Annotated in this window: 12 protein-coding genes and 1 tRNA gene; 4 read left to right on the top strand and 9 right to left on the bottom strand. The window is 73.5% G+C overall.

What is annotated here, in order from left to right; genetic code table 11:
• Positions 1 to 25: 25 nt before the first annotated feature.
• Genes CA12_RS22255 through CA12_RS19115 form a run of 3 tightly spaced genes read left to right on the top strand, consistent with a single transcriptional unit; the run spans position 26 to position 5,632 of the window.
• Positions 26 to 880: a DUF58 domain-containing protein gene (locus tag CA12_RS22255; protein WP_165700865.1), complete on the top strand. Its 855-nt coding sequence runs from the start codon at positions 26 to 28 to the stop codon at positions 878 to 880.
• Complete coding sequence (locus CA12_RS19120) at positions 877 to 2,739, top strand: BatA domain-containing protein (protein ID WP_145360710.1); 1,863 nt, start codon at positions 877 to 879, stop codon at positions 2,737 to 2,739. The genes CA12_RS22255 and CA12_RS19120 overlap by 4 nt, the downstream gene beginning before the upstream one ends.
• Positions 2,740 to 2,797: 58 nt before the next feature.
• Entirely contained in the window at positions 2,798 to 5,632 is a 2,835-nt protein-coding gene (locus tag CA12_RS19115; protein ID WP_145360708.1) for a vWA domain-containing protein, read from the top strand.
• Positions 5,633 to 5,651: 19 nt separating this feature from the next.
• Here CA12_RS19115 and CA12_RS19110 read toward each other — a convergent pair whose 3' ends face one another.
• The 8 genes from CA12_RS19110 to CA12_RS19075 all read right to left on the bottom strand — a co-directional run bounded on the left by CA12_RS19110 (position 5,652) and on the right by CA12_RS19075 (position 13,279).
• The gene (locus CA12_RS19110; protein ID WP_145360706.1) at positions 5,652 to 5,870 is read right to left on the bottom strand and encodes a hypothetical protein; all 219 of its coding nucleotides are present in this window, start codon (positions 5,868 to 5,870) and stop codon (positions 5,652 to 5,654) included.
• Positions 5,871 to 5,943: 73 nt separating this feature from the next.
• The gene (locus CA12_RS19105; protein WP_145360704.1) at positions 5,944 to 6,108 is read right to left on the bottom strand and encodes a DUF1328 family protein; all 165 of its coding nucleotides are present in this window, start codon (positions 6,106 to 6,108) and stop codon (positions 5,944 to 5,946) included.
• 184 nt (positions 6,109 to 6,292) lie between these two features.
• On the bottom strand, positions 6,293 to 7,501 hold the full coding sequence (locus CA12_RS19100) for a molybdopterin-binding protein (protein ID WP_145360702.1): 1,209 nt from the start codon (positions 7,499 to 7,501) through the stop codon (positions 6,293 to 6,295).
• Positions 7,502 to 7,604: 103 nt separating this feature from the next.
• Positions 7,605 to 8,717 (bottom strand): glycosyltransferase family 4 protein, encoded by a 1,113-nt coding sequence (locus CA12_RS19095; protein WP_145360700.1) that lies wholly within the window; start codon positions 8,715 to 8,717, stop codon positions 7,605 to 7,607.
• Between the two features lie 3 nt (positions 8,718 to 8,720).
• Positions 8,721 to 9,680, bottom strand: coding sequence for a hypothetical protein (locus tag CA12_RS19090; RefSeq protein ID WP_145360698.1), 960 nt, complete (start codon positions 9,678 to 9,680; stop codon positions 8,721 to 8,723).
• A 51-nt stretch (positions 9,681 to 9,731) separates the two neighbouring features.
• Positions 9,732 to 10,856, bottom strand: coding sequence for a flotillin-like protein FloA (floA, locus tag CA12_RS19085; RefSeq protein WP_145360696.1), 1,125 nt, complete (start codon positions 10,854 to 10,856; stop codon positions 9,732 to 9,734).
• 152 nt (positions 10,857 to 11,008) lie between these two features.
• The gene (locus CA12_RS19080) at positions 11,009 to 11,854 is read right to left on the bottom strand and encodes an NfeD family protein (protein ID WP_145360695.1); all 846 of its coding nucleotides are present in this window, start codon (positions 11,852 to 11,854) and stop codon (positions 11,009 to 11,011) included.
• Positions 11,855 to 11,965: 111 nt separating this feature from the next.
• On the bottom strand, positions 11,966 to 13,279 hold the full coding sequence (locus CA12_RS19075) for a hypothetical protein (RefSeq protein ID WP_145360693.1): 1,314 nt from the start codon (positions 13,277 to 13,279) through the stop codon (positions 11,966 to 11,968).
• A 341-nt stretch (positions 13,280 to 13,620) separates the two neighbouring features.
• On the opposite strand from CA12_RS19075, the gene CA12_RS19070 reads away from it, so the two are divergent.
• Positions 13,621 to 13,694, top strand: a tRNA-Arg gene (locus CA12_RS19070).
• A gap of 22 nt (positions 13,695 to 13,716) precedes the next feature.
• On the opposite strand, the gene CA12_RS19065 is transcribed toward CA12_RS19070, so the two are convergent.
• A complete protein-coding gene (locus CA12_RS19065; protein ID WP_145360691.1) occupies positions 13,717 to 16,116 on the bottom strand; it encodes a response regulator in 2,400 nt (799 codons plus the stop codon).
• Between the last annotated feature and the right edge of the window lie 135 nt (positions 16,117 to 16,251).

The raw sequence follows: 16,251 nt of genomic DNA, 5'->3' as shown, positions 1-16,251 counted from the left end.
GGCCGATGCGGGCCCGACCGACCCGGTGACGACCGATCCCGCCGTGCTCGCGGCGGCCGCCCGGTACACGCTCTCCGGCCGACCGCCGCGGGCCGCGGGGGCGGTCGGCGAACGCGTCGGCCGCACCGCCGGCAGCGGATTGGAGTTCCGCGAGCACCGCCCCTACCTGCCCGGCGACGACGTGCGGCACCTGGACTGGGCCGCCTTCGCCCGCACCGACGTGCCGATCGTGCAGGTGTTCCGCGAGGAGGTCGCCCGGGAAACCGCCGTCTGGCTGGACGGCTCCGCCTCGATGGGCTGCGACGCGGCGAAGAGCCGACTGGCCCGCACCCTCGCCGCGGCCTGCTGGCGGATGGCCGCGAACGACGGCGACCGCCCCACCCTGCACCTGCTCAGCGAGACCGACCGCCCCGACCCCCGCGGCCGGCCGCTGGTCACGCTGGACGGCACACCGTTTAGAGGTCGCACCTCCCTCGCCGAACTCGCGGTTCGAGGCGGCCTGCCGGCGACCGGCCGCGGCGTGCGGGTGGTCCTCAGTGACTTCCTGTTCCCCCACGATCCGGGTCCGCTGGTCCGGCGGCTCTGCCGCGGGTCGGACGCCGCGACGCTGATCCAAATTCTCAGTCCCTTCGAAGCCGACCCCCCGGAGTTGGGCGGGCGGCGGCTGACGGACCCGGAGGCGCACGAAGCCGCGGAGGTGACGCTCGATCGCCCCGCCGTCGCCGCCTACCGGACCCGGCTGCGGGGGCTGATCGACGGCCTGGCGCGCGCCTGCCGATCGCAGGGGGCGACGTTCGTCACGCTGACCGTCGGGCCGTCGCTGGGCGACCTCTGCCGGGCCGTGCTGGCCCCCGCCGGGGCGTTGGGGGGGCGACGGTGATCTCGTTCGCCAACCCCTGGGGACTGCTGGGCCTGCTGGCGGTCCCGGCGGTGCTGTGGCTGCACCTCTACCGGGTGCGGTTCCCCCCGCTGGCCGTGGGCGGGCTGTTCCTGTGGGACGACGCGATCCGGCGCCCCGCCGGCGGCCGCACCCGCGATCGGCTACGGCCGACGGCGAGCCTATGGTTGGAACTGCTCGCCGCGTTGGCCCTCGGCCTGTTGCTGGGCGGGCCGCGGGTGAGTTGGGAGACGACCGCCCCGCATCTCGTGGCCGTGCTCGACGGCTCCGCCTCCATGGCCGCGACGACGGTGCCCGCCGTCGGGGGCCAGCCGGCGCCGACCTTCCGCGACGCCGCCCTCGACCGACTCGCGGGCCGGGCGGGCGACCTCGGCTCCCGCACGCTGCTGACGGTGATCGAAACCGGCGACCGCCCCCGGGTGGTCGGCGGTCCGCGTCGTCCGTGGCGGGACGTGCTGGCGAACCTGCGGGACCGTCCCGCCCCCGCCCGGCCGCGGCACGAGTTCACCCCCGCTCTGGACCTCGCCGCCCGCCTCGCTGCGGACGGAGGGAGCGTGCTGCTGCTCACCGACCGCGACCCGGTGCTGCTGGACCTGCCGGAGGGCGTCGCGGCGGAGGCCGTCGGCGCCCCGCGGGCGAACGCGGCGCTGCTGGCCGTGCATCGACAACCCACCGCCGACGGAGCCGGCGAGGAGTTGTTCCTCCGCACGCGGTCCTACGGTGCGACCGGCCCGCTGACAGTGTCGGTTTTCGACGCGGCGGGGAACGAGCGCGCCGCCCGCCCGCTCGACGCCCCGCCCGGCGGCGGCGTCACCGCGATGCTGCCGCTGCCCGCGGACCTCCGTGGGCAGGCGGTGACCGTTCGACTCAACGCGGAGGAGGACGCCCTCGCCGCCGACTCGCTCGCCACGCTCCTGCCGGAGCCCCGGCGGCCGGTGCGGGTCGCCGTCGCCCTGCCGCCCGGCCCGACGCGCACGGCGGTGGAGCGGGCCGTCGACGCCCTGCCGGATGTGGTGTGGACCGAAGGCGATGCCGCGGACCTGCGGTTCGTTCCGGTCGAAGCGCTGTTCGAGCCGAATGACGACGGACATTGGACCGTCGGCGTCGGGTCGCTGCCCGGCGGGGACGCTGCAGGCGCCGTCGCCGGCCCGTTCCTGATCGATCAGGCGGACCCGCTGGCGGCGGGCGTGTCGCTGGCGGGAACCGTATGGGGCGGCGCCGGCGGGGGCACGTCCGTGACAGGACCGGACGGTGCCGCCTCCCCCCTCTCGCCGGTGATCTCGGCGGGCGATCGGGTGTTGCTGGGGCGGGTGGTGAGGCGGGACGGGGGGCAGGACAGGTCGTTCCTGCTGAACGTCGATCCGGCACGGGGCACGCTGGCCCGCACCCCGGACTGGCCGATCCTCATTTCGAATCTCGTCGAGGCTCGCCGGGCCGCCCTGCCGGGGCCGGACCGGGCGAACCTGCGGATCGGCGAACCGGCCCGGCTGACGCTGACCGCCACCCAGCGGGCGGCGACGGGACCGTTGGTTCTTCAATCGCTGGAAGATGACGAACGGATCGACCTGCCCCGCGAGGCGACGGTGACGGTCGCCCCGCCGGCGATCGGTCTGTGGGCGGTGCAGGACGGTGCGGACGGGCCGGAACTGGGGCGATTCTCCGTCTGGCTGGCGGACGCCCGGGAGGCGGACCTGACCGGGCTGGGCGCCGGGACGGTCGAACCCGAGGGCGACGCGGCGGGGACGACCGTCGACGACCCGGCCCCCTGGCCGATTGCCCTGCTGGCACTCGCGGCACTGGGGGCGGTCGTCGGCGACTGGTGGGTGACCCGGCCGGTCTGACCCTGAACCGCGGGGCCCCAGGCCCGACGATCCGGGCGGCGGCCGCTACCCTTGCGGCGTGCTCCCCTTCGTCCGCCCCGCCCTGTTGCTGTTGGCCCTGCCGGTCGGGTGGGCGTGGCAACGGTTCGGCCGCACCGGCGACTGGCGGACGGACGGCCTGCGGGGGGCGTTGGCGGCACTGCTGATCGCTGCGGCGGCCGGGCCGGTGGCGGATCTGTCCGGCGAGGGGACGGACGTGGTGCTCCTGCTGGACCGCAGCCGGTCGATGCCCGCCGACGACGCCGCGCTGGCCGAACTGGTGCGAAACGTGGACGCTGCCCGCGGCCCCGGCGATCGACTGGGGGTGGTGACGTTCGGCGGCCGGCCGGCGGCGGAGCGGCCGCTGTCCGCGGCGGCCGCGACGGGGGAGTTCCTGTACCCGATCGACGCCGACGGCACGGACCTCAACGCCGCCCTGCACCTCGCCCTCGATCTGACCGACCCCCGCCGGCCGGCCCGGTTGCTGACGCTGTCAGACGGCGAGGCGAACGGCCCGGATCCCCGCGATGCGGCCCGCCGGGCTCGGGCCGCGGGCACGCCGATCGACGTGCGGCCGTTCCCCGCGGTCCGCTCCGGCGACGCGGCGATCACCGCCCTCACCCTGCCCGCCTCCGCCGCCCCGGGAGAGCCGATCGCGGTGGGAGTGGAGTTCGTCAGCCTCGTCGCCGCCCGCGGCCGAGTGTCGCTCGCCCGGCGGGAACCGGGGGGGCCGGCGACCGCGCTCGCCTCCCGGGAGGTGGACCTCCCCGCGGGCCGGGGGCGGGTGCGGTTCCGCGATCTGGCGCCCGCCGACGGCTTCCACCTGTACACGGCGACGCTGGAGGTCCCGGGCGACCCCCGCTCGGAGAACGACCGGGGCGAAGCCGGCCTGCGGATCGACGCCCCCCGCCGAGTCCTGCTGCTCCGCGAACCGGCCGCGGGCGGCGGGGCGGACGGCGCGACGGGCGGCGGACGGATTGGCCGGGCACTCGCCGCGGCGGGGATCGAGGTCGACGTGGCGGCGCCGGGGGAGCGGCCGCTCACGCAGGATTCGCTGGACCCGTACGGGGCGGTGATCCTCGACGACGTGCCGGCCTCCTCGCTGGGCCGGCGGAAGATGACGGCGCTGGTGCGGTTCGTCGAAGATCTCGGCGGCGGGCTGCTGACGACCGGCGGCCGGAACGGCTACGCGCTCGGCGGGTACTTTGAGAGCCCGCTCGACCCGGCGTTGCCCGTCTCCATGGACCTGCGGGAGGACGCCCAGAAGGAGCGGTCGGCGATCGTGGTCGCCCTTGACCGCAGCGGCAGCATGGCCGTTCCCGTCGGCGACGCCGGCGGCGGCGGGCGGACGAAGATGGACCTGGCGAACGAAGGCGCCGCAGCAGCGGTCGCGGTGCTGTCCCGCGGCGACCGGGCCGCGGTGCTGGCCGTGGACACCGCCGCCGAGGCAATCGTGCCGCTGACGGAGATCGACGCCGGCGCCGGCCGGGTCGCGGCGGCGGCCCGGGGGATCGTCTCCTCCGGCGGGGGGATCTACGTGGACGCCGCCCTCGACGCCGCGGCGGATCAACTGGATCAGGCCCCCGACGCGGCAACCAAGCACGTCATCGTCTTCGCCGACGCCGCGGATGCAGAGAGCCCTACGAACTACGTTCGCCCGCTTGAACGGCTGCGGCAGATGGGGGCGACCGTCAGCGTGATCGGCCTCGGCTCTCGGCTGGATTCGGACGCCCCGCTGTTGGAGGCGGTCGCCGCGGCCGGCGGGGGGAACGTGCTGTTCACGGACGACCCCCGCGAACTCCCCCGGCTGTTCGCCCAAGACGCACTGGCGGTCGTCACGGACACCTTCGTCACCGCGGAGACGCCCGCCGGCATCCCGGGCGAGTTCGCCCCCGGCGTCGCCCTGGTGGGGGAACTGGGCGCCGGGGCATTCCCCGGCGTGGGCGGCTACAACCTCACCGAACTGCGGGACGACGCCTCGCTGACCGTCCGCACCCGCGACCAGTACGCGGCACCGCTCGCCGCGGCGTGGTATCGCGGGCTGGGACGAGTCGCGTCGCTGACGTTTCCCCTTCATGCCGCGGACGACGGCGGGGCGCCGGGGCCGGTCGGCGACTGGGTCGGGCTGAACGACTTTCTCCTCACGCACGTTCGCTGGCTTATGTCCGGCGGGGACGGCGGGGGGGCGTATCTGACGGCGGAGCGAGAGGGGCGGACCGCCGCCGTCACGGTGGAACTCGATCCTGAGCGTGCCGATGACGACGCCGGCGACGAACTGGAGCTGCTGGTCGTCCCCCCCGCGGACGACCCCGACGCCGGTCCCCCCGCGACGCCGTTCCCCGTCGACCTACGCTGGGACGGCCCGGCGACGCTGAGCGGCCGGTTCGAACTGGAACTCGTCGGCACCTACCGGACGCTGCTGCGTCGCCCGGGCGGCTTGGTCACGCGGGGGCCGCCGGTCAGTTTGCCCTATTCGCCGGAGTTCCTGCCGCGGGACGACCGGCCGCCGGGCGCCGCGACGCTGGAAGAGATCGCCGCCCTCTCCGGCGGCGTGCGACGGGCCGACGTGGCGACCGTATTCAACGATCCTCCGCCCCGCCCGGCGCCCACGGCCCTATGGCCATGGTTCGCGGCGGCGGGCGTCGGCCTGCTGCTCTGGGAGATCGCCGGCCGCCGCTGGCAGTGGGCACTCCCGTGGAAAGCGGCAAACGAAGTGGTTGCGACCCCGCGAACGCGGGAGCGTCGGGCGGTTGCAGCCCCGGTTCGGCCGGAGGGCTCAACCGGGCCGCCCGCTCCCGCCGTTCGGCAGGGGCCGAAGGCGAACGCGGACGACGTGTTCGGGGCGGCGAAAGCGAACGCGGGGCGCCGGCTGTAAACCGACGCCCCGCGGGCGGTTATTCTCGGTCGACGTCCACGTCGACCGAGACCTTATCCGCTTCTTCCTTCACGTTGGCGGCGCCGGCCTCCACGGCGTCCGCCGCTTTGTCGACGTCCTCGGAAATCCGGCCCTGATCCACGTCCACCCCGAAGCGACCCCCGTCTGAATAGAGGGTAAACCAGCCGAGCAGGCCGAGGATCAGGAGAACCACGGCCGCGGCGGCAAGGGCTCTCATCGTGCGTATCCAGTCGCGAGAAAATGGGGACGTCCGTGACGCGGGAGGCCCGCTGCGGGAACGTGAGACCGTGTTAGACCGTGGGGGTGCGGCCGGTCAGGGCGTGGATGATCAGCAGCACCACGGCGACGACCGCGATGACTCCCGCGACCCAGAGGGCGAAGTCGGCGATCCCTCCGAGGCCGAGCAGGGCGGCGACGATGGCCACGACGAACAGGATGAGGGCGATCTTGAGCATAGCTGGAGAGTGCGTTTGGGCTGTGGAACGTGGCCGGCCGAGCGTTGTCAGTCGACTCCAGCCACTGCCAAGCAAAGGCGGTGCCAGCCGGAGCCTGATTGCTCCCGTGGTCGCATCGCGAGCAGCGTGACCTGCTCGATCCTCTCCACCGCTCCGGCGTCGGACGGGTCTGGTCGTTGGGCGATCAGGTTGCAAGTCCAACGAGATGCCGGCGGAGCAGGTCGAGCGCGGCCTTCCCCAGCCGACTGCGGGCGATCGTGGAGTCGCCGACGCGGCGATACGGCTCCCGCACCGGGCCGTCTGGCGTGGCCAGCGTCAGGCCAGGGCCGTCGCCCTCAGCCGAGAGGGTGGGCGTGAACAGGGCGTAGGTTGCCCCCCACTGCCGCCGCACCCGCTCTGCGGCGTCGCCGGGGGCGACGGGTTCGCCCAGGCAGTAGTCGTCGCGGTTCTCCGTGACGCCTCCGAGGAACGCGGGCGCGGCGGGGTCGTCCTCCTCGGAGAGCCAGTCCGCTAACCGCCCGCCGGTGCCGACCTCGGCGACGGCCAGCGTTTCGCCGCGGGCCCGCAAGGTCGCCAGCAGGCGGCCGGCGAGGGTGTCGTCCTCCTCGCCGAAGATCAGATCGCCGACCCGCTCCGCGGCGAGGCGGCGCACCTCGGCGAATTGGCGTTCGATCTCCGTCTCGTCCGTCCCCCGAGCAACGATGCGGAGGGTGATCGTCGCCTCGTGGGCGGTGATGCCGACCTCCGGCACGCGCCCGCGGGCGGTGAGGTCGCCCAGCCGCTCCTCCACGGAGCTCTCCCCCGCCCCGAACAGGTTCACCCGGGCGACGCGGATCAGATTCGTCCCCCGCGGCAGCCGTGGGGCGACGGATTCGCGGAACATCGGCTTCATCTCCGCCGGCACCCCGGGCAGGGCGACCAGCGTGCAGCCGCCCGGTCCGCCGGGGGCGTCCGGGCCGGCGCCGGGCGGCAGCGTCATCCACAGGCCGGGCGCGGTGCCGCGGGGATTGGGCACGACCTCGGCCCCGGCGGGGACGAGCGCCTGCACGCGGTTCTTCGGGGGCATCGGCCGTCCGAATCGGCGGTAGCAGGCCAGCACGTGGGCGAGGCTGGCGGCGTCCTCCTCCAGCGGCACGCCGGCCAGTTGGGCGAGAGCGTCGCGGGTGAGGTCGTCCGCGGTCGGGCCGAGCCCGCCGGTGAGGATCGCCAGTTCGCTGCGAAAGGCGGCGGCCCGCAGCTCGTCCAACATCGCCGGCAGGTCGTCGGCGACGGTGTGGTGGAAGCGGGTCTCGATCCCCAGCGCCGCCAGCTCCACGCTCAGCCATTGGCTGTTCGTGTCCAGCTTGGCGCCGGTCGTCAGTTCCGAACCGAGGGCGAAGATCTCCGCGTGCATGAGGACGGGCGGGGGCGAACCGACGAGCGGACCAGGGGACGGGAAAGCGGGAAGGCGAAGGCGAAGGCGGGGGCGGGCGCCGCGGGACCGCAGCGGCGGCGGATCAGGCGGCGGGGACGGCTTTGCCGGCGAGGTCGCTCCACTCCGCGAGGGCCTCGCCGTAGAGGGCGGCCGTTTCGGCGACCATCTGGGCGACGCCGAAGCGTTCGAGCACCACCTCCCGGCCCGCGGCGCCGATGCGGCGGGCAAGTTCCGGGTCGGCCAGCAGTTCGCAGATCCTCTCGGCCATCGCCGCCCCCCGGGCCGGCGGGACGATCAGGCCGGTCACGCCGTCCTCGATCACGCTGTCGACCCCGCCGACGCCGCTGGCCACCACCGGCCGGCCGCGGGCCATCGCCTCCAGCATCGTGGCCCCCAATCCCTGCGACAGGCTGGGCAGACAGAAGATGTCCGTCGCCGCCAAGCCCGCGGAGAAATCGAGCAGGTTCGGGGCGAAGGTGACCGCGTTCTCCAAGCCCAGTTCCCGGGCGACGCGGCGAAGATTCTCCTCCTCCGGGCCGGCGCCGGAGAGGAGGAACCGGCACTCCGGGAACCGCCGTTTCACCCGGGCCGCCGCCCCGAGGAAGTAGGGCAGCCCCTTCGGCGCCTCCAGCGGACCCGCCGAGCCGACGACCGGCACCCGGCCGGGCGGCAGCACGTGGGTGGGCTGCTCGTCAACGTCCACGCCGCTGTGGATGATCCGCAGGCGGTCCGCCGGGAAGCGGCTCACGCCGAGCAGGTCCGCGGCGACGCTCTTGGAGATCGCGATCGCCCGCCGCACGATCGGGTCCGTGCGGGTGAATCGGTCGATGCCGTACGGCGCCGCGGGGAACGTGACGACCACCGGCACGCCCAGCCGCTTGGCGAGGTAGGTCCCACAGCCGAGCATCTCCGGGCTTTGGACGTGCACCACGTCCGGCGGCTCCTCCCGCAGGTCGCGGAGCAACCCGGCCCGCACGACCAGTCCCCAGGCCGGGCGGTCCAGTTCCTTATAGACCCGCACGTCCATGGCGTCCCGCACCGACGAAGACAGGCGGGAGGCGTCGGCGCAAACGATCAGCGGCTCGTAGCCCTCCCCCGGCAGGCCGCGGGCCAGTCGGAGGGTGTAGGCGCTGCGCGCCCGGACTTCCAAGCGGCCGGCCAGCAGCAGCACGCGCGGCAGGGGGGCGTCGGGCACCGCTCAGGCGGCGTCCGAGGCGCCGCCGACCAACGCCGGATCGACGCGGCCCGGATCGGCCGGCCGAATGCCCGCGGCGGTTCGGGGGCGCAGGGACAGCGGCTTGGCGAGCAACTCGTTGACGACGATCGCCTCCCGCACGCCGCCGGGGTCGGACAGCAGCGCCAGCAACCGGGCGGGACCGAGCGAGCCGTCGTCCGCTGACGCGGGACCGGCGAGGCGCGTCGGGTCGTTGGGGTCGGCGAGGCGCCGCTTCAGATCGGACAGTTCCCGCTCCGTCGCCGAGAGCCGATCCTTAACCTGCACGTGTTGGCGGGCGAGATCGCCCTGGTCGACGGCCATGTACCGTTCGACGTGCTCCCGCAGTTCGCCGCCGAGATTCTTCCCCAGCCGCTTCAGTTTGCGATCGCGGAGGCTCTGACGTTTGGCCGGGGGAGTCGCCTGCGGCGGGGGCGTCGGCTGCGGCTGCGGGGGGGCGAGCGGACGGCGGGCGGGTTCTTCGGTGCGGCGGGCCGCAGGGCGGAGGAAGTCCGGCACCTCGCCGCGGCCGGGGCGGGCGTCGCCGTCGGACTCCCGTTCGTCCCGCGGTCGGTTCGCAACGGTACGGCGCGGGGGCTCCTCGAACGGATCGACGGGGCCGCGGCGCTTCGGAGGTTGCTGGGGTTGTTGCGGGCGATTGGCCTCGCGGTTCTGTCCGCGGCGGCCGGCGACCTCCTGCAAGAAGGAATCGATCTCGTCACGCAGCTTTTCGTCGGCCCCGCCGGCGGGGCGGTTGGCCGGGGCGTTCGGATTCGGCCGGCGGGCCGCCTGGGCGGCCTTTCCCTGCTGGGCCATCTGGACAATCCAGCCGACCACGCCCATCAGCAGCACGGCGATGGAGATCAGCGTCTCCACGCCGACCGCCCCCAGCGGCGGCAGAGCGTCCGCGGCGGGAAGGACGGCGGCGGCGGGCGGGACGATCATCGGGCGGAGCCGGCGGGGACGGGAGGCCGGAAACGGGGGGACGGGCGGCGGTTATGGCTGCATGATGGCGTTGGGCTTGGCGCCCTCGCCGGCGATCGCGGACCGCATCTTGGTGTCCGCCTGGACGTTTTTCAGTTCGTAATAGTCCATCAGCCCGAGCCGGCCGGCGCGGAACGCCTCGCTGATCGCCTTGGGCACCTCGGCCTCGGCCAGCACGACCTTGGCCCGGTTCTCCTGCACGCTGGCGACGTGTTCCTGCTCGACGGCGCTGGCCTCGGCCCGGCGTTCCTCGGCCTTGGCCTGGGCGACCCGCATATCCGCCTCCGCCTGGTCGGCGGCGAGGCGGGCGCCGATGTTCTCGCCGACGTCGATGTCGGCGATGTCGATCGAGACGATCTCGTAGGCCGTGTTCGCTTCGAGCCCCTGGTTCAGCACGATCCGGCTGATGCCGTCCGGGTTCTCCAGCACGTTTTCGTAGGAGGCGCTGGAGCCGATCGCCTGCACGATGCCCTGCCCCACGCGGGCGATGATCGTCTCCTCCGTCGCCCCGCCGATGAGCTGGGCGATGTTCGTCCGGACCGTCACCCGGGCCCGGGCCTTGAGCTGAATGCCGTCCGCGGCGACGGCGTCGAGGGTACCGGCCTTCTTTTTGGGGTCCGGGCAGTCGATGACCTTGGGGTAAACGCTGGTCCGCACGGCGTCCAGCACGTCGCGGCCGGCGAGGTCGATCGCGGCGGCGATGTTCCAGTCCATCGACAGGTTCGCCCGCTGGGCGGCGATCAGGCTCTTAATGACGTTCGGCACGTTGCCGTTCGCCAGGTAGTGGGCCTCCAGTTGCTTGCGGGTCAGGCTGTAGTCCCGTAGCAGCCCGGCCTGGGTGGCCATGATCAGGGAGCGGGTGATGACCGTGGGGTTCACCTTCCGCACGCTCATCATTACCAGATCCCACAGGCCGATGCGGGTGCCGGTCAGCTTGCACTGCACCCACAGGCCGAGGTAGCGGGCCAGCACGGCGAAGGCGACGAGCCCCACCAGCAGCAGTACGAGCAACCCCCCGATGACGAGGAGCTGCCAACCGTCCCCGTCCTGCGCCAGCGGCGGTAGGAGACCCGGGGCGGGGACGGCTGCGCTGGGAACGACCGCGACGGAGACGGCGGGGAACGCGGATGCGGTCATCGGGGGCGGCGGGGAGTAGCGGGCGGCGCGGGCCGGGATGCGGCGGCGCTCTCAGTCTGGGAGCAGCGTAGTCGCGGCGGAGAACCGGCGACAACGCACCGGCCCCGCCGCGTCAACGTCGCGAGCGGGAGAACGGTTCATCTCGAACCCCTTCACTTGATCCCTTCCCGCTCCGCGTCGGCGGCGAACGGGTCGGCGACCTCGTCGTTGCGGTTGCTGACCGCCTGATCTTTCGTCGCCGCGGTCCCCGGCCGCTTCGCGTCTCCGGAGGTCATGTCGTCCGGGGAGGAGACCTCCTCCAGATCGGTCGGCGGCGACTTCTCCGGGGGCGATTCGTGGGCGTAGCCGACCGGGGCGTGGGCGTCGATATGCCCGCCGGGTCGGTCCGGGTCCGGGTCGATCACCGGGGGGACGGGGTTCTCCGCCCGCCGCGGTTCGCCCGGCGGCGTGCCCGCGGGGGGGGCGTCGTCGATCTCTTGCAGGATCGGCGGGACGTCGTCCTTTGCGTACCGGACCAGCAGGCGGTTGCCGCGGGTCCCGACGACCTCGATCGGCTCGCCGGCGTCGAGCATCGGGCCGCGGGCCTCCGCGTGGAAGCGGGCACCGTCGACCTCCACCAGCCCCCCGGGGTTGTGCAGGGTGAGCGTCTTGCCGCGGCGGCCGACCGCCGCGGCGAGGGCCGCCCGTTCCTCGGTGAAGGAGGCGGTTTCCTCCGGCGTCGGCGCTTCCTGCAGCAGGCGGCGGCCGAACTCCGTCCTCGGCAGCATGTAGAATGAGCCCCCCAGCGTCGCGGGGATCAGCACCGCGGTGCAGCCGATGTAGGCCCAGAAGGCGAGCATGTTTTCGCCCCACCACTCCCAGACCGCACAGAACAGGCTGCCCGCCAGGCAGCACATCGACAGCGCCGCCAGCAGGCCGCCGCTCGGGACGAACACCTCGACGACCAGCACGGCCAGCCCCACCGCCAACAGCAGGAGGGCATAGTGGCCGGGGTCCATCAGGGCGAATCCGCGAAGTAGGGAACGCCGGTATGGTAAGCCGTGCGGCGCTTCCGACAACGCTTCGCCGATCGACGCGCCTGCGGCCCGGAGGGATTGCCGCCGCTCGAGTCAGTCGTTGCGACCGGCGAGGCGTTCGTAAGGAACGAAGGAGTTCAACGGTGCCGGACGGGCCGCGGGGCCGGCGTCGGGGCGGGAGTCGGCGAAGGAACCGCCGGAGGACGCGGAGCGGGCGGTCGAGGCGGCGGACGTCTCGGCGGCGGCGATCCGCCGGTCGTCGGCGGCCCGGGCGTCCGGGCTCTGGGCGCGGACGGCGGGGTCGTCCCCGGCCGGGCGGGAGGCGGCCGCGGTCCGCACCGGGGCGTCCCCGTCCCGGCGGTTCTCCGCAAGCTGTACGCCGTCCGGCAGGTTCAGCGGCTGGCAGCCGGCCATCACCCAGCCGTGCCACTCCTGTTCCAGGTCCTGCACGGTCAGGTCGAAGTGCTTTTCCAGGGCCGCGTTCCAGCGGTCCAGCGGGTATTCCCAGTCGATCCCCCCGCGACCGCCGCCGGGGATGCGGCGGGAGGCGTCCTCCAGGGCCCGCAGGAACGCCGCTTTGCCGCCGCGTTGCACGAGGAAGTCGGCAAGGGAGTAGCCCTGGGCGTAAACCTGCATCACCTTGTCGGCGTCGCCGGGCGAGGGGTTGCGGGGGTCGCCGGGGTATTCGGTCTGGGTGATGAGGTGGGAGACGCGGTAGCGGTGGGTCTTCCACTGGCGGACCAGCGTGTGCCGCTGCCGCATGCGTTCGCTTTTGAACTCCGTCAGCGTGGCGGCGCCCTCGTCGGCCCAGCGGGGCAGCGGCTTGCGGAAGTGCGAGGCGAAGATCGTGTGGTTCACCTCGTGGGGGATGACGGAGTCGAGCAGGCGTTCGCGGCTGCCCTCCACCTGCATGCGGAACCCGCCGACGGCCGGTTCCTCGCGGCCGTTCCGGTTCACGGTGTGAAAGCCGAAGGTTGTCGCCCCGCCGGCGCCTTTGCCGGGCCAGCAGGCGGTCACGGTGATGGGACAGGGCTCCGGCCAGTCCGGGATCGTCGCGCCGAGCCACTTCATCGCCAGCACTTCCCGCTGCCGTTCGGCCTCCATGCAGACCTCCCGGGCGAGGCGGGAGTCCTTGGCGTAGCAGATAAAGTTCTTCGTGCGGTGCCGGGCCTGTCCGTTGCGGGCGGCGGTCCGCTCGGCCGCGGTCTCGGTTTCCGCCGGGTCGGAGACGCGGAAGGCGCCGTCGAAACCGGCGGTGCGGGCGTCGGAGAGTCCCGGCTCGGCCGCCACGGGGGCTTCGCTCGGGGGAACGGCGGCCGCCGCCTTGGCGTCCGGGGCCGGGTCCGGCGAGGCGGAGACCGACAGCAACGTCGCGCACAGCAGCGCGGGGCGGATCCAGGCATCCATGCCGGGGTTCTCGATCGGGCGGTCGGGAGTCGTGCGGGCCGCTTCCTGCGGCCGATCCGACGACCACGCGATTCCCGTGCCGCGGCCTCGGGATTCCCTCGGGGAATCCCGTAAGTGACGCTGGAGAAACGACTTTCATCCTCAAGTCCGCCTCGGCGGCGCTTCCGTCGAACGGGCGCCGGGGGGCTCGTGGAACATCTTGCAGGCGCATCCGACAATTCCCGATGCGGCCCTCCGGCAAACCCAGCCGCCGCGAACCGGGAGCGAAGGGGGCGGGTCCGGAGGACGCACCGGCGGTTCCCGTGCCGGCCGCCTTGCGGACGGTTAGAGTGCGACTCTCAGCGCCCGTAGCTCAGTTGGATAGAGCATCGGACTTCTAATCCGGCGGTCGGAGGTTCGAATCCTCCCGGGCGCGCTGCTTCCACGGTCCCCTGCCCTCACGCGCCGGCGGCTGCGGGGGCGGGGGCCGCGACGTGCGGGGCGGAGATTTGGAGGGCGGCGGACAGGTCGTTCAGGTCCGCGACGAGCCGCAGCAACTCCGCTTCGTCCCGACGGGCCTCCGCGGCGGCCTCCAGCGCGGCGGCGGGGGCGGTGAACCGCGGGTAGCCGAGCGTGCCCGCGGTGCCGGCCAGCTTGTGGGCGGCGTCACACAGCCCCGCGGCGTCGCCGGCGTCGAGCAGCGAGCGGCACTCCTGCAATCGGTGCGGCAGGGAGGCGAGGAACTCCGCGGCGATCGGCCACAAATCGCTGTCATCCTCGTCCAACTCGCAGCCGGGCGGACGCACCTCGTCCGCGGCGTCCTCGTCCTCATGGATTGGACCAAGAACCGGGGCGGTCGGCGCCGGGGCGACGGGCGACAGAGCGACCGACGATTCGGCGGCGACCGGCGCGGCCAGCGTTGCGACGGGCGCCTGGAGAGTCGGGGGGGCGGCGTCGGCGGGCGTGGCTGCCGGGATCAACTCGCCGAGCAGCACCAGCAGATCCGTGGGGCGGACCGGCTTGGATAGATATTCCGTGCACCCGGCGGCGACGCATTTCGCCCGGTCGCCGGACATCGCGTGGGCGGTGAGGGCGACGATCGGCGCCGTCAGACCTTCCTCACGCATGCGGGTGGCGGCCGCGTAGCCGTCCATCACGGGCATCTGCATGTCCATGAGGATCAGGTCGTAACCACGGCCGGCGCGACGGGCGGCGAGGGCCCGGTCCAGCGCGGCCCGTCCGTTCGTCGCCTCGTCCGGCACGAGGCCGGCGCGGCCGAGCACCACTCGGATCAGGCGGCGGTTCACGTCGCCGTCGTCCACCAGCAGGATGCGGGCGTCCGGCTGGATCGGTTGCGGCAGCGGACAGGAGGGTCCCGCATCGCTGCCGACGGCTTCGGCGGGGGTGCCGCTTTGGGCGCAGTCGATCCACTCGACCCCCTCCAGGTCGCCGGCGGCGACGGTCACCCGGAACAGGCTGCCCGCGCCGCAACGGCTGGCCGCGACGATGCCGCCGCCCAGGTGCTCGGCGATCTGTCGGCTGATCGACAGCCCCAGTCCGGTGCCGCCGTGTCGGCGGGTCACGCTGACGTCGGCCTGCGTGAACGGGTCGAAGATGCAGTCGAGCTTCTCCGGGGCGATGCCCTCACCGGTGTCGAAGACGTCGACCCCCAGCAGGTAGCCGCGGCCGTCGCGGGCCGGCACGACCTCCGCCGCCAGCCGCACGCCGCCCTCCGACGTGAACTTGACCGCGTTCCCCACCAGATTCAGCAGAACCTGACGCAGGCGGGCCGGATCGGAGACGATTGTCCGCGGAACCGGCCCCCGCCAGCGGGATTCCAGCGACAGCCCCTTCTCCGCCGCCACGACCCGCATCCCGCTGAGCACCCCGGCGAGGATCGCGTTCGGATCGCACTCGACGTGCTCGAACGTCATCCGACCGCTCTCCACCTTGGACAGGTCGAGAATATCGTTGATGAGCGACAGCAGGTGGTCGCCGCTGCCGCGAATCGTGTCGAGGTGCTCGTCGCGCTCCGCGGGGGGGCATTCGCCGGCGCGGAGGATGTCGGTGAAGCCGAGGATCGCGTTCAGCGGCGTGCGAATCTCGTGGCTCATATTGGCCAGAAAGGCGCTTTTCGCCTGGTCCGCGGCGGTGGCGGCGTCGCGCTCGGCGGCGGCCACCCGCAGGGCGGCCTTCTCCCGGGCGACGGCGGCGGCGATCCGGCGGGTTTCCGCGGTGCCACGCAGGCAGCCGATCACCAGCACCGCGTCCGTGAACAGCAGCCAGAAGGCGTGTTCGGCCCAGGTCCAGGGGCTGGGGTTCGGGGTGCCGTAGAGCACTTCCGGCCACAGCCGCCCGGCGACGTAGTGATTGGCCAGCACTAGGGCGGTCGGCAGGGCCAGCGCCCGCCAGTCGCGGTACGCGGCGAGGAACGCCAGCGAGAGGTAGATGTGGAAATGCGTCTCGATCCGACCGCCGGTCTCGTAGATCAGCAGGGCGCTGAAGCACACCTGAGCCACGCCGATGACGTGGCGGGTGATCGGTTTCCCCGGCCGCGTGGCGATCAGCACCATCGGGATCAGGGCGATCAACCCACCGCCGAGGGCCGCGGCGAACAACTGCGGGTTCGGCCCCGCCGCTGCGATCTCCGCCGGCGTGTCCTGGTAGGGGTGCGGGCAGATCCAGACCGCGATGACCACGCAGGCGAGCCACTGGAGCGGCATCAGCGTGGCGAAGGGCCGGTCGATCCGCCGGGCCAGCCGGGCCGTCATCAGCTCGACCCGACGGTCGATGCGCCGGCGCAAGCGTTTCCGCTCGATCTGCCGGGAGGCGCCTGCGGTGCGGGACGGGCGGAGCATCGGGTCGATTCGGAGTCGCCGTCCGAGAGCGGGCGGCTCCGAACCCTACGTCACGCCGTCGGCCCTCGCGGCGGAGGCGCCGCCAGCCCGCGAAATCCCCGGCCGGTGGCGCCGGATGCGCAGGGCGTGATGCAG

The sequence above is a fragment of the Alienimonas californiensis genome (assembly GCF_007743815.1).
Classification (GTDB): Bacteria; Planctomycetota; Planctomycetia; order Planctomycetales; family Planctomycetaceae; genus Alienimonas; species Alienimonas californiensis.
The sequence above is the reverse complement of the archived record's forward strand: the minus strand, read 5'-3'. Positions and strand labels throughout refer to the sequence as shown.

Coding starts and splice junctions, on each gene's coding strand:
- CA12_RS19080 (WP_145360695.1), bottom strand. CDS start 11,854: ATGGACCCCGGCCACTATGCCCTCCTGCTGTTGGCGGTGGGGCTGGCC.
- CA12_RS19090 (WP_145360698.1), bottom strand. CDS start 9,680: ATGATCGTCCCGCCCGCCGCCGCCGTCCTTCCCGCCGCGGACGCTCTG.
- CA12_RS19105 (WP_145360704.1), bottom strand. CDS start 6,108: ATGCTCAAGATCGCCCTCATCCTGTTCGTCGTGGCCATCGTCGCCGCC.
- CA12_RS19100 (WP_145360702.1), bottom strand. CDS start 7,501: ATGCACGCGGAGATCTTCGCCCTCGGTTCGGAACTGACGACCGGCGCC.
- CA12_RS19110 (WP_145360706.1), bottom strand. CDS start 5,870: ATGAGAGCCCTTGCCGCCGCGGCCGTGGTTCTCCTGATCCTCGGCCTG.
- floA (WP_145360696.1), bottom strand. CDS start 10,856: ATGACCGCATCCGCGTTCCCCGCCGTCTCCGTCGCGGTCGTTCCCAGC.
- CA12_RS19075 (WP_145360693.1), bottom strand. CDS start 13,279: ATGGATGCCTGGATCCGCCCCGCGCTGCTGTGCGCGACGTTGCTGTCG.
- CA12_RS19065 (WP_145360691.1), bottom strand. CDS start 16,116: ATGCTCCGCCCGTCCCGCACCGCAGGCGCCTCCCGGCAGATCGAGCGG.